19 protein-coding genes and 1 tRNA gene are annotated in these 18,959 nt (G+C 67.0%); 14 read left to right on the top strand and 6 right to left on the bottom strand.

Annotated features, from left to right (window positions below):
- Window positions 1-146: 146 nt before the first annotated feature.
- Window positions 147-239, bottom strand: a tRNA-Ser gene (locus ACZK4H_RS04735).
- 144 nt (window positions 240-383) lie between these two features.
- Between ACZK4H_RS04735 and dnaX the strand changes: the two genes are divergently transcribed.
- The 4 genes from dnaX to ACZK4H_RS04755 all read left to right on the top strand — a co-directional run bounded on the left by dnaX (window position 384) and on the right by ACZK4H_RS04755 (window position 3,849).
- Window positions 384-2,414, top strand: coding sequence for a DNA polymerase III subunit gamma/tau (dnaX, locus tag ACZK4H_RS04740; RefSeq protein ID WP_099553824.1), 2,031 nt, complete (start codon window positions 384-386; stop codon window positions 2,412-2,414).
- 6 nt (window positions 2,415-2,420) lie between these two features.
- Window positions 2,421-2,741 (top strand): YbaB/EbfC family nucleoid-associated protein, encoded by a 321-nt coding sequence (locus ACZK4H_RS04745; protein ID WP_004154630.1) that lies wholly within the window; start codon window positions 2,421-2,423, stop codon window positions 2,739-2,741.
- Between the two features lie 82 nt (window positions 2,742-2,823).
- A complete protein-coding gene (recR, locus tag ACZK4H_RS04750; protein ID WP_099553826.1) occupies window positions 2,824-3,423 on the top strand; it encodes a recombination mediator RecR in 600 nt (199 codons plus the stop codon).
- Window positions 3,424-3,489: 66 nt separating this feature from the next.
- Window positions 3,490-3,849, top strand: a complete 360-nt coding sequence (locus ACZK4H_RS04755) for a histidine triad nucleotide-binding protein (protein WP_014646179.1) — start codon at window positions 3,490-3,492, stop codon at window positions 3,847-3,849.
- 99 nt (window positions 3,850-3,948) lie between these two features.
- Here ACZK4H_RS04755 and ACZK4H_RS04760 read toward each other — a convergent pair whose 3' ends face one another.
- The 4 genes from ACZK4H_RS04760 to ACZK4H_RS04775 are packed head-to-tail and all read right to left on the bottom strand — an operon-like array spanning window position 3,949 to window position 8,315.
- Window positions 3,949-4,476 carry a Slp family lipoprotein gene (locus ACZK4H_RS04760; RefSeq protein WP_008265847.1) on the bottom strand — a complete coding sequence of 176 codons (528 nt, stop codon included), beginning with the start codon at window positions 4,474-4,476 and terminating at the stop codon, window positions 3,949-3,951.
- The gene (locus tag ACZK4H_RS04765) at window positions 4,473-6,422 is read right to left on the bottom strand and encodes a transglutaminase TgpA family protein (RefSeq protein ID WP_099553828.1); all 1,950 of its coding nucleotides are present in this window, start codon (window positions 6,420-6,422) and stop codon (window positions 4,473-4,475) included. The genes ACZK4H_RS04760 and ACZK4H_RS04765 overlap by 4 nt, the downstream gene beginning before the upstream one ends.
- A complete protein-coding gene (locus tag ACZK4H_RS04770; RefSeq protein WP_099553830.1) occupies window positions 6,415-7,359 on the bottom strand; it encodes a DUF58 domain-containing protein in 945 nt (314 codons plus the stop codon). Before ACZK4H_RS04770 ends, ACZK4H_RS04765 begins: the two co-directional genes overlap by 8 nt.
- A 2-nt stretch (window positions 7,360-7,361) precedes the next feature.
- Window positions 7,362-8,315, bottom strand: coding sequence for an AAA family ATPase (locus ACZK4H_RS04775; protein ID WP_099553832.1), 954 nt, complete (start codon window positions 8,313-8,315; stop codon window positions 7,362-7,364).
- A 42-nt stretch (window positions 8,316-8,357) separates the two neighbouring features.
- Between ACZK4H_RS04775 and ACZK4H_RS04780 the strand changes: the two genes are divergently transcribed.
- On the top strand, window positions 8,358-10,193 hold the full coding sequence (locus ACZK4H_RS04780) for a glycosyltransferase family 39 protein (protein ID WP_099553834.1): 1,836 nt from the start codon (window positions 8,358-8,360) through the stop codon (window positions 10,191-10,193).
- Window positions 10,194-10,290: 97 nt separating this feature from the next.
- Here the strand turns inward: ACZK4H_RS04780 and ACZK4H_RS04785 are convergent, their stop codons facing one another.
- Entirely contained in the window at window positions 10,291-10,860 is a 570-nt protein-coding gene (locus tag ACZK4H_RS04785; protein WP_099553836.1) for a Maf family protein, read from the bottom strand.
- Between the two features lie 113 nt (window positions 10,861-10,973).
- Here ACZK4H_RS04785 and ACZK4H_RS04790 point away from each other — a divergent pair, with 113 nt between their 5' ends.
- The 9 genes from ACZK4H_RS04790 (at window position 10,974) to ACZK4H_RS04830 (ending at window position 18,920) form a co-directional block, all read left to right on the top strand.
- Window positions 10,974-11,483 (top strand): YceD family protein, encoded by a 510-nt coding sequence (locus ACZK4H_RS04790; RefSeq protein WP_099553838.1) that lies wholly within the window; start codon window positions 10,974-10,976, stop codon window positions 11,481-11,483.
- A gap of 107 nt (window positions 11,484-11,590) precedes the next feature.
- The gene (gene rpmF / locus ACZK4H_RS04795; protein WP_004154640.1) at window positions 11,591-11,785 is read left to right on the top strand and encodes a 50S ribosomal protein L32; all 195 of its coding nucleotides are present in this window, start codon (window positions 11,591-11,593) and stop codon (window positions 11,783-11,785) included.
- 91 nt (window positions 11,786-11,876) lie between these two features.
- Window positions 11,877-12,854, top strand: coding sequence for a beta-ketoacyl-ACP synthase III (locus ACZK4H_RS04800; RefSeq protein WP_099553840.1), 978 nt, complete (start codon window positions 11,877-11,879; stop codon window positions 12,852-12,854).
- A gap of 78 nt (window positions 12,855-12,932) precedes the next feature.
- Entirely contained in the window at window positions 12,933-13,715 is a 783-nt protein-coding gene (locus ACZK4H_RS04805) for a BUD32 family EKC/KEOPS complex subunit (RefSeq protein WP_099553842.1), read from the top strand.
- Window positions 13,716-13,875: 160 nt separating this feature from the next.
- The gene (gene fabD, locus ACZK4H_RS04810) at window positions 13,876-14,820 is read left to right on the top strand and encodes an ACP S-malonyltransferase (protein WP_099553844.1); all 945 of its coding nucleotides are present in this window, start codon (window positions 13,876-13,878) and stop codon (window positions 14,818-14,820) included.
- Window positions 14,821-14,902: 82 nt separating this feature from the next.
- Window positions 14,903-15,646 carry a 3-oxoacyl-ACP reductase FabG gene (gene fabG / locus ACZK4H_RS04815; RefSeq protein WP_099553846.1) on the top strand — a complete coding sequence of 248 codons (744 nt, stop codon included), beginning with the start codon at window positions 14,903-14,905 and terminating at the stop codon, window positions 15,644-15,646.
- A gap of 152 nt (window positions 15,647-15,798) precedes the next feature.
- Window positions 15,799-16,038, top strand: coding sequence for an acyl carrier protein (gene acpP / locus ACZK4H_RS04820; RefSeq protein WP_005408313.1), 240 nt, complete (start codon window positions 15,799-15,801; stop codon window positions 16,036-16,038).
- 142 nt (window positions 16,039-16,180) lie between these two features.
- Window positions 16,181-17,443 carry a beta-ketoacyl-ACP synthase II gene (gene fabF / locus ACZK4H_RS04825; protein WP_099553849.1) on the top strand — a complete coding sequence of 421 codons (1,263 nt, stop codon included), beginning with the start codon at window positions 16,181-16,183 and terminating at the stop codon, window positions 17,441-17,443.
- 112 nt (window positions 17,444-17,555) lie between these two features.
- A complete protein-coding gene (locus tag ACZK4H_RS04830; RefSeq protein ID WP_099553851.1) occupies window positions 17,556-18,920 on the top strand; it encodes an aminodeoxychorismate synthase component I in 1,365 nt (454 codons plus the stop codon).
- The last annotated feature ends 39 nt before the right edge of the window (window positions 18,921-18,959 follow it).

Genomic DNA, 18,959 nt, shown 5'->3' on the forward strand with positions numbered 1-18,959 from the left:
CCCGACAGGGGCGGGGAGAGGCAGGCAAAGGGAGGGGCCCAAAGGTTGCGCAGCAACGTTTGGGGCGAAGCGCGCGCAGCGCACTTCGCGTCCCCAGCCAGATAACTGAAAAAGGCCGCCCCAAGGGGCAGCCTTTTTCAGTTATCTGGCGGAGAGAGGGGGATTCGAACCCCCGAAGCGCGGTTTAGACGCTTACACACTTTCCAGGCGTGCTCCTTCAACCACTCGGACACCTCTCCGGATCCCTGCCATCGGCAAACGCCTCAGCAGGGGCGCAGATTCTAGCGGGCTGCGCGACACTTCACAAGCACCCCGGCCAGGAACCTGCGAAGGGCGTGCCGGGGGCGAGGGGGCTGGACAGGCATGGCACAATGGAACATCCGATGGAAAACGGTGGCCTGATGTCCTATCTCGTCCTTGCCCGCAAGTGGCGTCCGAAGCGTTTTGCCGAGCTGGTGGGCCAGGAACACGTGGTCCGTGCGCTCAGCAACGCGCTGGACAGCGGCCGGGTCCACCATGCGTTCCTGTTCACCGGTACCCGCGGCGTGGGCAAGACCACCATTGCGCGCATCTTCGCCAAGTCGCTCAACTGCGAGCAGGGCACCAGCGCCGACCCGTGCGGCCAGTGCGCGGCCTGCCTGGACATCGACGCCGGCCGCTACATCGATCTGCTGGAAATCGACGCCGCGTCCAACACCGGCGTGGACGACGTGCGCGAGGTGATCGAGAACGCGCAGTACATGCCCTCGCGTGGCAAGTACAAGGTCTACCTGATCGACGAAGTGCACATGCTGTCCAAGGCGGCGTTCAACGCGCTGCTGAAGACGCTGGAAGAGCCGCCGGAGCACGTGAAGTTCCTGCTGGCCACCACCGACCCGCAGAAGCTGCCGGTCACCGTGCTCAGCCGCTGCCTGCAGTTCAACCTCAAGCGACTGGATGAGGATCAGATCCAGGGCCAGATGACCCGCATCCTGGCAGCAGAAGAGATCGAGGCTGACGGCAGCGCCATCGTGCAGCTGGCCAAGGCCGCCGATGGCAGCCTGCGTGACGGCCTGTCGCTGCTGGACCAGGCGATCGCCTACGCTGGTGGTGCACTGCGCGAGGACGTGGTGCGCACGATGCTGGGCACCGTCGACCGCACCCAGGTGGCGGCGATGCTCGATGCGCTGGCCGAGGGCGATGGCCCGCGCCTGCTGCAGGTGGTGGCTGCCCTGGCCGAGTTCTCACCGGACTGGAGTGGTGTGCTGGAGGCGCTGGCCGAAGGTCTGCACCGCATCCAGGTGCAGCAGCTGGTACCGGGTGCGGCCGTTGCCGAAGGCCTGGATGCCACCGCGTTTGCCGAGCGCCTGCGCCCGGAAGTGGTGCAGCTCTGGTACCAGATGGCCTTGAATGGCCGTCGCGATCTGCCACTGGCACCGAGCCCGCGTGCGGGCTTTGAAATGGCCGTGCTGCGCATGCTGGCGTTCCGTCCGGCTGCTGCGGTACCGCCGGTGCCGAAGTCGGTTGAAGGCGCCGCAGGCGGCAACGTTGCCGGTGGAGGCAGCGGCGCGGGTACCCACGAAGCGACGCCGGCCGCTGCCGCCGCTCCGGCGGGCCCGGCCCCGGCGACGCAGGTGGCTGCGCCGCGGGAACCTGACCCCGAGCCTGAGCCGGCCCCGCAGCCCGAACCTGACCCAACGCCGGAACCCGAGCCGGTTCCGGTGGAAGAGCCCGTGTCGCCGCCGCCGGTAAAGGCCGAAGCAGAGACGCCGCCGCCGGCCGCTGAAGCAGAAGCGAGCGACGACCTGCCGCCGTGGGCGACCGATGAAGCCGAGGCGCGTGACGAGGCACTGGCGGCCGAGATGGCTGGGCCGGACGCCGCCATGGTGGCGCCCTGGCATGAGTCGCCGGCTTCCGTCGCGGCTCCCAGCGAGCCTGCGCCGCCCGAGCGCCCGTTCCGCACTGAAGGCATCGCCATCGCGCCGGCCGCGCCGGTCCCGGCGCGTGATACCGCGCCGCAGGAAGGTGTCAGCGAGCTGGCCACGGCCGAGGACTGGCTGGATCTGGTCGCCAACAGCGGCCTGAGCGGCCCGTCGCGTCAGCTGGCGGCCAACGCTGCCTTCATCAGTTGCCAGCACGGGACCTTGAAACTGGGCCTTTCGCCCGGATTTGAATACCTGCGCTCGGAGCGCGCGCTGGCCGCCCTGGGCGAGATGCTGGAGAAGGCCCTTGGCCAGGCGCCGAAGATCGTGGTCGAGACCGTGGAAACCGAACACGTTCCGGCCGAGACCCTGCACCAGCGCGCCGACCGCCAGCGTGGCGAGCGGCAGCAGGAAGCAGAGGCCGTTTTCATGGATGACCCGGAAGTGCAGGTGCTGATCCAACAGCACGGCGCCCGGGTTGTTTCCGATTCCATCCGTTCTTTTGACGAGTAAGACACCATGCGCGGAAACATCGCCCAACTGATGCAGCAGGCCCAGAAGATGCAGGAAAACCTGCAGAAGGCCCAGGAAGAGATCGCCAAGATCGAAGTGACCGGCAGCGCCGGTGGCGGCATGGTCAGCGTGACCCTGACCGGCGCCAAGGAATGCCGCAAGGTGCGCATCGACCCGTCGCTGGCCAGCGACCCGGAGATGCTGGAAGACCTGATCGCCGCCGCTTTCAATGACGCCTCGAACAAGATCGATGCCGAGTCGAAGTCGAAGATGGGTTCGGCCACCGCCGGCATGCAGCTGCCGCCGGGCATGAAGCTGCCGTTCTGATTTTCGGCGTGGCACCCGTGCAAGCGGGTGCCACAGAACCTGTAGCCGTCGAGCCTGCTCGACGCCATGAAAGCATGCCGCCGTGTCCGCACCCCTGCTTGAACAATTGATCGACGCGTTGCGGGTGCTGCCTGGCGTCGGCCAGAAGACGGCGCAGCGCATGGCCTACCACCTGCTCGAGCGCGAGCGCGAAGGTGGCCAGCGTCTGGCCGAGACACTGGCATTGGCGGTGGAGCGCATCGGCCACTGCGCGCAGTGCCGCGATTTCAGCGAAACCGAGCTGTGCCCGACCTGTGCCAACAGCAGTCGCGAGCGCAGCCAGCTGTGCGTGGTCGAATCGCCGGCCGACCGCCTGGCCATCGAAAACGCCACCGGTTTCCGCGGTGTCTACTTCGTGCTGCAGGGGCGGCTGTCGCCGCTGGATGGCATCGGCCCGCGCGAGCTGGGCCTGGAGCAGTTGGAGCGACGGCTGGCCGAAGGCGAGGTGCAGGAGTTGATCATCGCCACCAGCGCCACTGTCGAGGGCGAGGCCACCGCGCATTACCTGGCGCAGCTGGCGCGCGCAGGCAAGGTGCGGCCCAGCCGCCTGGCGCAGGGCCTGCCGCTGGGCGGCGAACTGGAGTACGTCGATCGTGGCACGCTGTCGCATGCGTTCGGGACGCGCAGCGAATTCCGCGATTGAGCAACGGCCGGCATGGCCGGGCGTGAGCGGCCTACAATGCGGGAGACATCCCCGCCGAGGCCGACCATGAGCAACGAAACCCTCTTCAGCAAGATCATCCGTCGCGAGATCCCGGCCACCATCGTCTACGAGGATGACGAGGTGCTGGGCTTCAAGGACATCGCACCGCAGGCGCCGGTGCACGTGCTGTTCATTCCGAAGAACGAGATCATTCCGACCCTGGATGACCTGCAGCCGTCGCAGGCGCACCTGATCGGGAAGCTGGCGCTGGCTGCCGCCGAGTACGCGCGCCGCGAGGGCTTCGCACAGGACGGCTACCGCATCGTGATGAACTGCCGCGAGGATGCCGGGCAGACCGTGTTCCATATCCACATGCACCTGCTGGCCGGTGCGCCGCTGGGGCATTTCGGTACGCCGGGGCGTTGAAGCCCCTATCCACGCATGGCGTGGATCTACAGTGGCAGCTGCTGGATGAAAAAAGGCCGCCCGAGGGCGGCCTTTTCCGTCACGCGTGCCGGTTGGCGATCACCACCAGCCCCAGCGGCCGTAGCCACCCCAGTACGGGCCATACGGGCCAGGGCCCCAGGGGCCATAGGGGTAGGGCACCACGTCGACCTGGCGCTGTTCCGGCCACAGGTAGATCACATCGGCCGACAGCTTCGGCAGGCGGTAGTCGTAGTCCCCGATGCGGGTGTTCTGGTAGCCATCGATCTTGCCGATGAAGGTCACGTCACGGCCCGCCTCAAACACGGCCGGGTCGTAGAAGCCGGCGCGGCAGGCGATGAAGCGGCCGTCGCTGGCGTCGGACGAGGTGGTGTTCGGGCGGCCACTGGCGTTGAGCGGGCGCGAGATCATCTGGAAGCAGGTCTCGCCCTGGCCGGGCTTGGTTTCGATGATGCGACCGCCCCAACGGACCGGCGTGCCGACCTGCTGGGTGGCGACCGAGTCGCGCGGGGAGACCAGGCTGAACTGTCCCTGCAGCGGCTTGGGGGCCGTGGCGCAGGCCGACAGGGCCAGCGTGGCCACAGCGGTGAGGAGGAACTTGGTGTTCATGGGGAGGCTCCGGAAGTCGGGCGATGCCTGCGCAGGTCCCGCAATAATGAAGCGAGGTCGGTGCAAGTTCCAGCGTAACGCGCGTCGGCGAAACGCTGGCTGAGTGCGAGCAGGGCGGGATCGGAACGTTGGGCATGAACCCGCTGTGCCCAGTCCTGCGCGGTTTCGTGGGGGTGCCGTCCCAGCCCGAGGCGGGCATAGCGCCGGCCCAGCCCGCGCCAGGCACGCAGCAGCGGGTCACGTTCGCGCTCGCCCCGGGCCAGCAGCCAGGCCATCCACGCCAGGGCCAGCATCGTTGCCACCACGAAGCCAGCGACAAGTTGCGCAGGGCCAAGATCATCCAGCCCCAACGGCTTGAGCAGTTGCTGCTGGCGGCGTGCATCGAAGGAGAGCACCAGGTCGTTCCAGCCGCGGCGCAGCCAGTCGCCCATCTGCCCCAGCTGCTGCCAGCGTTGCTGCAGCGGGCTGTCGGTGCCTGCCTGCAGGCGGTCGTCGAGGGTATCAAGGATGCGTTCCGGTGCGACCGCAGCGGTAGGGTCGACCCTTACCCAGCCGCGCTGCGGCAGCCATACCTCGGCCCAGGCATGGGCGTCCATCCGCCGCACGATCCAGTAGTCGCCAAGGCGGTTGTAGGTGCCACCGGCAAAGCCGGTCACCACCCGCGCCGGAATGCCGGCATTGCGCATCAGTACCACGAAGGCGGAACTGAAGTGTTCGCAGAAGCCGGCCTTGTAGCCGAACAGGAACTCGTCGACCGGATCGCGTCCCGCCGGCGGCGTCTGCAGCGTGTAGGAGAAATCGGTGGTGATCCATTGCAGCGCGCGGCGAACGATGGCTTCGTCATCACCGCCGGCATCCTGCCGCCATTGCTGCGCCAGTGTGGCCGTGCGCGGGTTGAAGCCACCGGGCAACTGCAGCGCGGCCCGTCGCAGATAGGGCGACAGCGTGCTGTCGAAGCGTTGTGGGGGCGCTGAATGCAGTCGCCAACGGCTCAGCGACGCCAGTGACCGCTCGCTGCTCAGGCTCATGTCCGCATCCAGCGTGCTGCCCGCAGGGGCGCGGCTGGGCAGGTCCAGTGCCACCAGCTGGCGCCGGTCGGTGGGTTCGTAGTCGATCTGATAGTCCCAGCCCTGCGTGCCGGCCTCGACCATGGCCGCCGGCCGTCGATCGCTGGCGCGGTCGCGTGTCCAGCGCCGGCCATCGAAGGCGGTCAGTACCGGTCCTCGCCAGTAGCGTTGCATCGGCTCGGGTACCGCACCGAAGAACTGCACGCGCAACGCCGGGGCATCGTCAGCCATCAGGTCCAGCCACTGGCCGGGCTCCATGCTGTCGGACAGCCCAGGCGTGCTGACGGCACGCTCGGGAACGCCCCACAGCGGCGTTGCCAGCCGCGGGAACAGCCAGAAGCAGGCCAATGCCAGTGGCAGGCCGATCGCCAGCAGGCGGCCAACGCCGCGCAGCTGCCCTCGCAGTGGCAGGTGGCCGGCGTGGCCTTCATCCCCGGCCAGGCGCTGCAGGGCGAGCAACGCGCTGATCCCCGCCAATGCGGCCAATCCGGTGGTCAGTGGTCCCTGGTCGAGCAGGAACGCCGCAAACGGGGAAAACAGCGCGAAGCCGAGCAGGCTGCGGGCATCGCGCCGGCTGCGCAGTTCGCTGGACTTGATCGCCAGCATCGCTGCCAGCAGGGCGCAACCGGTATCGCGCCCGGGTCGAACCATCCCCATCTGCCAGACGATGGCACCGAGCATGGCCAGCACCAGCAGCAGGCGCAGCGGCATGGGCAGGACCTTCCGCCACGACAGGGCCGCAGTCACGACCGCCGCGGCCGCGATCACGCCGGCCAGCAGGGGCGGCAACTGCAGCAGCAGCGGCAACAGCGCCAACGCCGCGCTGGCCAGGGTCCAGTTGCGGGCATTGCGGTCGAGCGAGGGCGTGGTCTCAGTCATGCGGCATCAATGCCAGTGCACGCAGGCACAGGTGGTGGTGGCTGGCACCCTGGCCTGGCCCGAACGGCGGGTGTGCAGGCAGCAGCAGGGTGTAGCGGCGGCCTTCGCGCTCGGCCATGTCGACCCATCGTGCCAATCGTGCGATGCGTGCTTCATGGCCCAGGGGGGCCAGCGTGCGCCAGTCGAGGATGACTTCGATGCCGACCGGCTTTTCGTACTCGCGCACCAGCAGGCTGTCGCGGCGTGCCGAGTGCTTCCATGAAATGCTGCGTGGTGCATCGCCCGCACGATAGGGCCGCAGCTGATGCAGTTCCTCGCCACTGGCATGGGCGCGGGTGTGCAGCGGATCGTTGCCGCTTTCCGGCAGTGGAGGAGCCAGCGCCTCGGGTTGCGGATAGACCAGCAGCGCTTGTTCCGGCCACACCCACGACCCTGCCCGCACCAGGCCCAGTGGCTGGGTGGTGGACAGGCGGATGCGTGGCAGTTCCAGCCAGCCTCGGCGTTCGCTGGGAACCTGCAGTTCCACTTCACCGCGGCCGTGTGCAGGCAGCGAGGTCCAGGCTTCGCTGTCACCCAGCTGCAGGTGCAGGCCGTGACGTGCGCGCGGATCGCGCAGTGACACGTCCACGCGCAGGCGCAGTGGTTGTCCAGCCGGAACCGGTTCGGCGGAGATCGCGTCGATCTGTACGCCCGACAGCTGAAGGTGCGCGGCGATGGCGCTGGCGATCGCCGCTGCCGCCAGCAGCAGGGCCAGCAGCAACGCCGGGTTGTTGTTGTAGTTCAGTGCGCCCAGCAGCATGGCCGCCAGCAGCGTGGCGACGAACAGGCCGAAGCGGGTGGGCAGCACGTAGATGCGATGGCGGTCCAGGCGCTGCGGCAGTACTTCAGGCCTGCGCGGGCGTGCCAGCAGTTGCAGTCGTGCCCAGCGTGTGGTCACCCTCAATCCACCGCAACGGTCTGCAGGATGGCCCGTGCCAGTGCCGGCCCCGAGCTGGACTCGGCTTCGGCCACCAGGCGATGACCGGCCACTGCCACGAACAGGGCCTGCACGTCCTCGGGCGCCACGTGGCTGCGGCCCAGCAGCAGTGCATGCGCCCTGGCCGCGCGCAGCAGCGCAAGGCCTGCACGCGGTGACAGGCCCACGCGCACGCCGGCGTGCTGGCGGCTGCGGGTCAGCAGGGCCTGCACGTAGTCGACCAGTGCATCGCTGGCATGGACCTGGCCGACGGCTTCACGCAGCGCGCGTACCTGGGTGTCATCCAGCTTCGGCACGGCACGTGCGATCAGGTCGCGGCGGTCTGTACCGCGCAGCAGTTCGCGTTCGGCCTGCGCACTGGGGTAGCCCATCGCCAGCCGCAGCAGGAAACGGTCCAGCTGCGAATCCGGCAGCGGGAAGGTACCGGACAGGTCCACCGGGTTCTGCGTGGCGATCACGAAGAACGGATCGGGCAGGGGGTGGGTCTGGCCATCCAGGGTGACCTGCTGTTCGGCCATCGCTTCCAGCAGCGCGCTCTGCGTGCGCGGCGGCGCACGGTTGATCTCATCGGCCAGCAGCACGTGCGTGAACACCGGTCCCGGATGGAACTGGAACTGGCGGCTGCCTGCTTCGTATACCGAGACGCCCAGTACATCGGCGGGCAGCAGGTCGGAGGTGAACTGCACGCGCTGGAAGCTGAGGCCCAGGCTGCTGGCCAACGCATGCGCCAGCGTGGTCTTGCCCAGGCCGGGTAGATCCTCGATCAGCAGATGACCGCCGGAAAGCAGGGCGACAAAGGCCAGCCTGACTTCCGGCACCTTGCCCAGCACCAGTGCGTTTACCTGATCCTGTGCCTCCCGCAGGGCCTGGCGCAGTTGATCGGTTAGCATGCTGGGATTGGGGGACGAGGCTGTCATGATCGTCTCAGGTCTGGAATCCATTCGATTATCCATAGAGCAATGCAAGGCGAACAGCGCGCGCGGACAATATTTCTCTGGTTATGGACGCTGGTCACAGCGGCCAAGCTGGTGGTGGCTGCGCGCCTGCCACTGTTCGTTGACGAGGCGTTCTACTGGCAGGAAGGCCAGCACCTGGCCGCTGCGTATTCGGATCTCCCCGGACTGACCGCATGGCTGGCGCGCCTGGGTGTGGAGATCGGTGGCCACCATGTGCTCGCGTTGCGCCTCCCGTTCCTGGCCATCGGCGCGCTGCTGCCGTTGCTGGTGGTGCGCACGGCCACGCGCTGGTTCGGCAATGTGGCTGGTTGGCAGGCGGGCAGCCTCACGCTGTTGATGCCGTTGTCGGCGACGCTGGGCCTGCTGGCGGTGCCGGATGTGCCCATGGCGCTGGCCGCGGTGATCTGCCTGCACGCCGGTGCACGGCTGCTGCACAACGTTGATGCATCGTCGGCGATGAAGCTTGCGCTGGGTCTGTCGATCGGTGCGCTCAGTCACTACCGTTTCATCGGTGTCATCGGCGTTGGCTTCATCGCGCTGCTGGCGCTGCCGCAGGGGCGGCGCATGCTGGCCGATCCGCGCGTATGGGTCGCACTGGCGGTGGGCGTGCTGGCGTGGCTGCCGTTGCTGGCATGGAACGCGGACAACCACGACGCCGGTTTGAAATTCCAGGTGGTCGAGCGCCATCCCTGGACGTTTGAATGGAACGGACTGTGGTTCCTGGTGATCCAGCCGATGCTGGTCACCCCGATCCTGTGCATGGCGATGTGGAAGGTGGCGCTGGCCGGTACCCGCAGGGGCGGCGGCACGCGCGTGCAGTGGCGCTACTTCGGCCTGGTCGGGGGCGTATCCACGCTGGGCATCTTCCTGCTGGGCTTCTTCACCGACGTCGAGCGGATCAGTTTCCATTGGCCGCTGCCGGGCTACCTGGCCCTGCTGGTGGCGGTGCCGGTGGTGCTCAACGGCTGGCCACGCTGGCTGCGGCGCACCGGCTGGTGGCTGGCCGGCGCAGGCATGGTGCTGGCGTTCGGTTATTACCTGATGGCCTCTACGCCTGCGTTGCGCGAGCAGCTGGCGGGCAGCAAGTACTACCCGCGCAATTTCGCTGGCTGGCAGCCGTTGGCGATGGCGGTGCGCGAAGAGTTGCAGCAGATGCCCGCGGGCACGCGGGTGCTGGCGGGGAACTTCAAGGTGGGGGCCGAACTGGGCTTCCAGCTCGGCAACGGCGATATCGAGGTGCTGCCGCATCCGCTCAACGACAAGCATGGGCGCACCGCGCAGCTGGCGCAGTGGGAACTGCTGCATGAGGGCAAGCGTTCGGCGCCGATGCTGCTGGTGCTTTCACCCAGCGATCAGCGTTACCGCGATCTGCTGGCGCGCTATCACGCCATCTGCGAGCAGGTGGGGCCGTTGCCGGCGCCGCGGGTGGTCAGCAGTGACCATGGGTTCCAGCGTTTCCTGCTGTTCCGGCTGCCGGCGCAGCGCGCACCGGGGGCGTGCGTGACTCCGGCAATGGCGTGGCTGGATACACCTTCCAACGGCGAAAAGGTGTCTGGCACGCTGGCCATCAAGGGATGGGCATTCAAGGATGGCGTCGGCCTGTCACGGGTTGAAGTGCTGGTCGATGGCCGCTCGATGGGGGATGCGCGCTATGGCCGCGCATTCGACGTGCGCCAGACCTGGCCGGACAGCACCGATCCGCAGCATCCGGCGGTGGGCTTCGATGCTTCATTGGACACCAGCACGCTGGCGCCGGGACGGCATTGGCTGGGCCTGCGCCTGCACGGCCGCGATGGCAGCGTGGAGGAATGGCAGGAGCAGCCGTTCGAGGTTCGTTGAGGCTTCTGCTTTTGTAGAGTCGAGCCATGCTCGACTGCTTCTGTACCAGGTGGCAGGGGGCCGGGAAAAGCAGTCGAGCATGGCTCGACTCTACAGTTCAGGGCACCGCGAACCCTGCCTGGCGCAGCAACCCGCACAGCGCGATCAGCGGCAGGCCGATCAGCGCGGTCGGGTCGCGGTTGTCGATCGCTTCGAACAGGCTGATGCCCAGGCCCTCGCACTTGAAGCTGCCGGCACAATCCAGCGGCTGTTCGGCGGCCACGTAGCGGGCGATCTCCTCCTGCCCCAGCGTGCGGAAACGGACTTCGGTCAGATCCACGGCGCTGAATGATTCTCCGCCCTGCGTGAGACTGATGGCAGTGTGGAAGCGTACCGTCTGCCCGGACATCGCCGCCAACTGCGCGCAGGCCGCCTTGGCCGTGCCCGGCTTGCCCAGCGGCCGCCCGTTCAGGTCCGCCACCTGGTCCGAGCCGATCACCCAGATGCCGGGGTAGCGGGCGGCGACCTCGGCCGCCTTGGCCGAGGCCAGGCGCGTCGCCAGGGCCAGCGGCGTCTCAGCGTTCAACGGGGTTTCATCCACGTCCGGGCGGGCGCAGTCGAAGGGCAGGCCCAGCCGCTGCAGCAACTCGCGGCGGTAGCGGGAGGTAGAGGCCAGGGCCAGTGACATGCGACAATTCCGGGGCAGGGCGCGGCAGTCTGGCCTGTGCGCAGCGCCAGCAGCAAGTCCTGTATGGCGGGCATTTGACAGCAGCCCCCCCGATCCTTAGTATTCAGCGGCTTATGTCCGCGAACGTGCCCGAATCGCTGGATGCTTGGCGGATGGTCGTAGCGCGAAGGCGCTTCGACGGCCAGGTCTCCCTGGCTGAATTGACCCGCCTGCAGGGGCTGGTCGCAGATACCGACGGCGAGTGTTCCTACTCGCTTGAATTCGGTCGCGACGAAGTCCTGCGGGTATCCTATGTGGAACTGACCATCGACACCGCGTTGCCGCTGACCTGTCAGCGCAGCATGCAGCGATTCCTGTTGCCGGTGAAGGTGACCCAGAGGCTTGGCCTGATCCGCGACGAGGACGAGGAATCGTCCCTGCCGGAGGAATACGAGGCGTTGCTGGTGCCGGAAGACGGCCAGCTGTGTCCGCTGGACCTGGTTGAAGACGAGTTGGTGCTGGCGGTGCCGGTGGTACCGCTGTCACCCGACGGCGAAGCAGTCGACAAGGACTGGGCGCCGAGCGAAGAAGAAACGAAGAAGGCCAACCCGTTCGCGGCGTTGGCGGCATTGAAGAAACAATAGCAGCCGGATTGTCGTCGGCGGCTGCGGCGAAAGCGAAAGTGTGCTGGGCGCTGGCGTCCTGCGCGACGATACGACGAAGCAAATCGAACCGAGTTTGGAGCAATCCCATGGCTGTGCAGAAATCCCGTGTCACCCCGTCCCGCCGCGGCATGCGTCGTGCCCATGACGCCCTGAGCGCCAAGCAGCTGTCGACCGACCCGACCACCGGCGAAGTGCACCTGCGTCACCACATCACTGCCGACGGTTTCTACCGCGGCAAGAAGGTCATCCAGACCAAGACCTCGGCCGTCGAAGAAGATTGATGTGCCGGGAAGGCCGCTGCCTCTGGGCAGCGGCCTTTGCCTTCTTTCCCGGGCGTGCCGGTGATCGGCGGCCCGCGCAACAGGAAACATGATGAGCAAGCGGATCTATTCGAGGATCGCGGGCACCGGTAGCTATTTGCCGGAAAAAGTCCTGACCAACGCCGACCTGGAAAAAATGGTCGAAACCTCGGATGAGTGGATCCAGTCGCGCACCGGAATTCGTGAACGGCACATCGCGGCCGAAGGCGAAACCACCAGCGACCTCGGCTACCAGGCCGCGTTGCGCGCACTTGAAGCGGCCGGTATCGACGCTTCGCAGCTCGACATGATCGTGGTTGGTACAACCACGCCTGACCTCATTTTCCCCTCCACCGCCTGCCTGATCCAGGCCAAGCTCGGTGTTGCGGGGTGCCCTGCCTTTGACGTCAACGCCGCCTGCTCGGGCTTCGTGTTCGCGTTGGGCGTGGCCGACAAGTTCATCCGTTCCGGCGACTGCAAGCATGTGCTGGTGATCGGCACCGAAACGCTGACCCGCATGGTCGACTGGAACGATCGCACCACCTGCGTGCTGTTCGGCGATGGCGCCGGCGCCGTCGTGCTCAAGGCCGACGAAGAAACCGGCATCCTCAGCACCCACCTGCATGCCGACGGCAGCAAGAAGGAACTGCTGTGGAACCCGGTGGGCGTCTCGACCGGCTTCAAGGACGGCGCCAACGGTGGTGGCACCATCAACATGAAGGGCAACGACGTGTTCAAGTACGCCGTCAAGGCGCTGGACTCGGTCGTGGACGAGACCCTGGCCGCCAATGGCCTGGACAAGTCCGACCTGGATTGGCTGATTCCGCACCAGGCCAACCTGCGCATCATCGAAGCCACCGCCAAGCGCCTGGACATGTCGATGGACCAGGTGGTGGTGACTGTCGACAAGCATGGCAACACCTCGTCCGGTTCGGTGCCGCTGGCCCTGGATGCCGCGGTGCGTTCAGGCCGCGTCGAGCGCGGCCAGCTGCTGCTGCTGGAAGCCTTCGGCGGCGGCTTCACGTGGGGTTCGGCCCTGCTGCGCTATTGATAGTGCAAGTTACGACAATGTGAAGCTTTGTCGTTACGGCCCCTCTGGGGCCGTAACGCGTTTATAGGAGTACCTGTCATGGTTGAGCCCATCGTCATCGAAGGGCAGCGCGCCTGGCTGAAGCAGTACGGCAAGGGAAGCCGCGCACTGGCCCTGGGCCTGCTCAATTTCGTTGCCCGCCGTTTCCATCTCGATGCCCTGCGCCCACCGCCGCACCGTGGTGGTGACGCCGCGCGCGAAACCGAAGCCCGTCGCCTTGGGGAACTGCAGGCGCAGGGCGTGAACGTGCCCGACGTGCTGGGCAGCGGCCATGCTGCACTGGTGATCGGCGACAACGGCAGCTCGTTCAATACCTGCCTGCGCCAGGCCGATGAGGCAGGCCGCGACCGGCTGGTGATGGCGGCGATGCAGGCCATCGCAGAGGCGCATGCGCGCGGCGCCTATTTCGGCCAGCCGTTGCCGCGCAACCTCACCTGGGATGGGCAGAAGGTGGGCTTCATCGACTTCGAGGAAGATCCGCTGGAAGTGATGGAGCTGTCCGAAGCGCAGGCCCGCGACTGGCTGATGTTCGGTTACGGCGTGGCCAAGTACTACGCCGACCGCCCCGAGCAGCTGCAGACGATGATGGCCGAGGCGATGGGCGATGCCCAGGCGCCGGTGCGCGAGCATGTGCATGCGGTCAGCGGCCGCCTGCGCAGCCTGGCCCGGGTGTGCATGAAACTGGGCCGTTCAGCGCGCGCGCTGGCCCATTCGATCTTCATCGCCCATGGCGCCAGCACGGCGGGCGTGCTGATGCTGGTGGGCCTGTGCGTGGATTTCCTCGCCGACGGCGACCTGGACGTGCTGCAGCTGTTCTGCTGATCGCTGGCAGGGGTCAGATCCCTTCTCCTGCGGAAAAGGGATCTGACCCCGTCGCGCTTGCCCGGCCGCGCTCCATACGCCTGCATACGCGCACGTACAGACGACACAGCGGATTCGCCCTTATCATGGCCCGCTTCGATTGCAACAAGCGGATGACCGCGTGACCGTATCCACCCTCGCTTTTGTCTTCCCCGGCCAGGGCTCGCAGTCTGTGGGCATGGTGGCCGAGCTGGCCGAACTGCACCCGCAGGTGCGTGAAGCCTTCACCGAGGCATCCGATGGTGCCGGCGTCGACCTGTGGGCGCTGTCCCAGGGTGGCCCGGAGGAAATGCTCAACCGTACCGAATACACTCAGCCGGCCCTGCTGGCCGCAAGCATCGGCGTGTGGCGCGCCTGGAACGCCGTGGGCGGTCCGCGCCCGTCGGTGCTTGCCGGTCACAGCCTGGGCGAGTACACCGCCCTGGTTGCCGCTGGCGCGCTGAGCCTGCATGACGGCGCCCACCTGGTGCGCCTGCGCGGCCAGCTGATGCAGGAAGCCGCACCGGCCGGTGTCGGCGCCATGGCCGCCGTGCTCGGCGCCGAAGACCAGCTGGTGCTGGACGTCTGCGCCGAAGCCGCAGGCAGCCAGGTGGTGGTGCCGGCCAACTTCAATTCGCCGGGCCAGATCGTGATCGGTGGCGACGCCGACGCCGTCGACCGTGCGCTGGCGCTGCTGGCCGAGAAGGGCGTGCGCAAGGCCGTCAAGCTGGCCGTGAGCGTGCCCTCGCACACCCCACTGATGCGCGAAGCCGCCAACCGCCTCGCCGAAGTGATGGCTGGCCTGTCCTGGCAGGCGCCGCAGCTGCCGGTGGTGCAGAACGTCGATGCCAAGGTGCATGACGGTATCGACGCGATCCGTACCGCGCTGGTGCAGCAGCTGTACCAGCCGGTGCAGTGGACCGGTTGCGTGCAGGCGCTGGCCGGCCGTGGCATCACCCAGATCGCCGAGTGCGGCCCGGGCAAGGTTCTGACCGGTCTGGTCAAGCGCATCGACAAGGCCATCGACGGCCGTTCGCTGGCCACCCCGGGCGACTTCGAAGGCGCCCGCGAGGCATGGTCGGTCTGACTCCCCCTGTTCCTGCCGACCGTACCGGTGGCCGCTGCACGCGGCACGGGTGCGGCCGCCGCCCCAGCCTGAGGAAAACATCATGAGCAAGCCCCTGCAGGGTGAAATCGCACTGGTCACCGGTGCCAGCCGTGGCATTGGTGCCGCCATCGCCGATCTGCTGGCCGCCCAGGGCGCCACCGTCGTCGGCACCGCCACCACCGAATCCGGTGCTGCCGCGATCGGCGAGCGCCTGGCCGCCCACGGCGGTCACGGCCGTGCACTGAACGTGACCGACGCTGCCGCGCTGGACAGCGTGCTGGACGGCATCGCCAAGGAGTTCGGCCCGATCTCGATCCTGGTCAACAATGCAGGCATCACCCGCGACAACCTGCTGATGCGCATGAAGGACGAGGACTGGGCGTCGATCATCGACACCAACCTGACCAGCGTGTTCCGCACCAGCAAGGCGGTGATGCGCGGCATGATGAAGGCACGCAAGGGCCGCATCATCAACATCGCATCGGTGGTGGGCGTGACCGGCAATGCCGGCCAGGCCAACTACGCGGCCGCCAAGGCCGGCATCATCGGCTTCAGCAAGTCGCTGGCCAAGGAAATCGGTTCGCGCGGTGTCACCGTCAATGTGGTCGCTCCCGGCTTCATCGACACCGACATGACCAAGGCGTTGCCGGAAGAAGCGCGCACCGCGCTGATCAACGACATCGCCCTCGAACGCCTGGGTTCGCCGGAGGACATCGCCCATGCGGTGGCCTTCCTGGCCAGCCCGGCTGCCGGTTACATCACCGGCGAAACCCTCCATGTGAACGGTGGCATGTACATGCCGTAAGCAAGGGGCGCAGGGATTGCGCCGCAAGTGGTTGATCTGCTGAGGTTTTTGCTGCGATGCAAGGCCGCGCCGGTTTCCACTACACTATCCCACGGCCATCGCCTTTGATGGCGACCACTTTTGAACCACAACTCCATCTGGAGCGAGATCCCATGAGCACCATCGAAGAACGCGTCAAGAAAATCGTCGTCGAACAGCTTGGCGTCAAGGAAGAAGAAGTCACCAACAGCGCATCGTTCGTCGATGACCTGGGCGCTGACTCGCTGGACACCGTCGAGCTGGTGATGGCCCTGGAAGAAGAATTCGAGTGCGAGATCCCGGACGAAGAAGCCGAGAAGATCAGCACCGTGCAGGCCGCCATCGACTACGTCAAGGCCCACGTCAAGGCCTGATGTCAGACGGCAGTGCGCGTGCGGGTCATCCTCGCCGCGCACCGCACCCCATGGGGCCGCTGTTGCGGCCCCGTGTGTTTGAGCATCACATCGAAGCAAACCGAGTTGCCCGTAGAAACCATCCGGGTCAGGAGAAACAGCAATGAAGCGTCGCGTCGTCGTAACCGGCCTGGGTATCGTCTCGCCGTTGGGCAATGATCTGGCCAGCAGCTGGGAAGGCATCACCCACGGTCGTTCGGGCATCGGTCCGCTGACCAACGTTGCTGATGCCTACGTGGATCGGTTCACCACCAAGATTGCAGGTGAGGTCAAGGGATTTGACATCACCGCCGACAATGAACTGTTCGGCAGGTTCCGGGTCAGCGGCAAGGATGCCAAGAAGATGGACCCGTTCATCCATTACGGCCTCGGTGCCTCGTTCATGGCCCTGCACGATTCGGGCCTGGAGATCACCGACGCCAATGCCGAGCGCATCGGCGCCATCGTCGGCGCCGGCATCGGCGGCCTGCTCGGCATCGAAGAGCAGACCATCGAGTTCCACGAGGGCAAGAAGATCTCGCCCTTCTACGTGCCCAAGACCATCATCAACATGCTGCCGGGCCAGCTGAGCATCATCACCGGCCTGAAGGGCCCGTCGTTCTCGGCGGTGTCGGCGTGCGCGACCTCGAACCATTCGATCGGTACCGCGATGCGCATGATCCAGTACGGCGATGCCGACGTGATGGTGGTCGGTGGTGCCGAGCGTGGCTCGTCGCCGACCGCGCTGGGCGGCTTCTGCGCGATGAAGGCCATGAGCACCCGCAACGACGCCCCGGAACAGGCCTCGCGCCCGTGGGACAAGGACCGTGATGGCTTCGTGCTGGGCGACGGCGCCGGCATCCTGATCCTGGAAGAGTACGAGCACGCCAAGGCACGCGGCGCGAAGATCTACTGCGAACTGGCCGGCTTCGGTGCCAGCTCCGACGCGTACCACATGACCGCCCCGAGCGAGAACGGCGAAGGCGCCGCGCGCTGCATGGTCATGGCCATGAAGGACGCCGGCGTGACCCCGGAACAGGTGGGCTACCTCAACGCGCACGGCACCTCCACGCCGCTGGGCGACCTGGGCGAGACCATGGCGATGAAGACCGCCTTCGGCGACCACGCCTACAAGATGATGGTCAGCTCCACCAAGTCGATGACCGGCCACCTGCTGGGTGCCGCGGGCGGCGTGGAAGCGATCTTCTCGGTGATGGCGCTTCAGGACAACATCATTCCGCCGACCATCAACCTGCAGCAGCCGGGCGAAGGTTGCGACCTGGACTACGTGCCCAACGAAGCACGCCAGGCCAAGGTGGACGTGGTGATGTCCAATGGCTTCGGCTTCGGCGGCACCAACGGCACGCTGATCTTCAAGCGCGTCTGACCGGCATCGTCGCGACGCGACCCATCGGCAATCCGACAAACGGAACAATGCCGTGCACCACGGAGCCGCCGCAAGGCGGCTTCCGTGCATCTGAACCCCTGAACTGGCCGCCATGACCCACGCACCGCTGATCCACCCGCTGCCGCACCCGATCGATCTGCTGGCCCTGCAGCAGCACGACCCGGCGCGCTTCCCGCTGCTGATGGAATCCACTGCCTCGGGCACCGCCCAGGGCCGCTGGAGCCTGCTGCTGGCCGCGCAGGGCGATTGCCTGCGGCTGGATGCCGATGGCCAGGTGCGCGACCAGCACGACGTGGTGCACGCTGGCGGATTCCTGCAGGTGCTGGACCGCGCCTGGCAGCGCGAACGCCTGCCACATGACGGCAGCCACAGCCTGCCGTTCCGCGGCGGCTGGGCGTTGATGCTGGATTATGAAATGGCCAGCCAGATCGAACCGGTGCTGCCAGCGCGTGCTCGCGAGGACGGCCGCCCGACCGCGCTGGCGCTGCGCTGCCCCGCAGCGGTGCTGCATGACCATCAGAACGACGCCAGCTTCGTCATCGCCGAAGCAGGTGAGCAGGTATTGCTGGATGCTTTGGTCGCACTGGCCTCGGCGGCGTTGCCCGAGGCCGGGCAGGGCTGGCAGCCGCCGCAGTCGGTGGGCGAGGACGCGCCGCAGCGCTTCACCGACGGCGTGCGCCGGGTGATCGAGTACCTGCGTGCCGGCGACGTGTTCCAGGTGAACCTGTCGCGGCGCTGGAGCGCGCAGTTCGCTGCGCCGGTCAGCCCGCAGGCACTGTATGCACAGCTGCGTCGTGCCAACCCGGCGCCGTTTGCCGGCCTGTTCAGCGCGCAGGGCCGCCATGTGGTCAGTTCCTCACCGGAGCGGCTGGTGTCGGTGCATGCCGGTCATGCGCAGACGCGTCCGATCGCAGGTACGCGTCCGCGGTTTGAAGGTGATGACGATGCCGCGCGTATCCAGGAGCTGGTCGGTCACCCGAAGGAGCGTGCCGAGCACGTGATGCTGATCGACCTGGAGCGCAATGACCTGGGTCGCATCTGCCTGCCGGGCACCGTGGTGGTCGATGAGCTGATGACCGTGGAGAGCTACGCCCACGTGCACCACATCGTCAGCAATGTCAGCGGCCACCTGCGCCCGGAGGTCACGCCCGGTGAGGTGATCGCCGCCACGTTCCCGGGCGGCACCATCACCGGCTGCCCGAAGGTGCGCTGCATGCAGATCATCAGCGAGCTGGAGCAGGTGCCGCGCGGTGCCTATACCGGCGCCTTCGGCTGGCTGAACCGCGATGGCGACCTGGACCTGAACATCCTGATCCGCACCGCCGAAGTGGATGGCCACGAGGTCAGCTTCCGCACCGGCGCAGGCATCGTGGTGGACTCGGACCCGGACAAGGAACTGGACGAGACCCGCGCCAAGGCGCGCGGCCTGCTGCGCGCGCTGGGCCAGCAGGGGTGACGCGGCCGGTTCGGCTTCGGTGGGTGCCGACCTTGGTCG

Source organism: Stenotrophomonas sp. 78350_Sma (genome assembly GCF_056482105.1).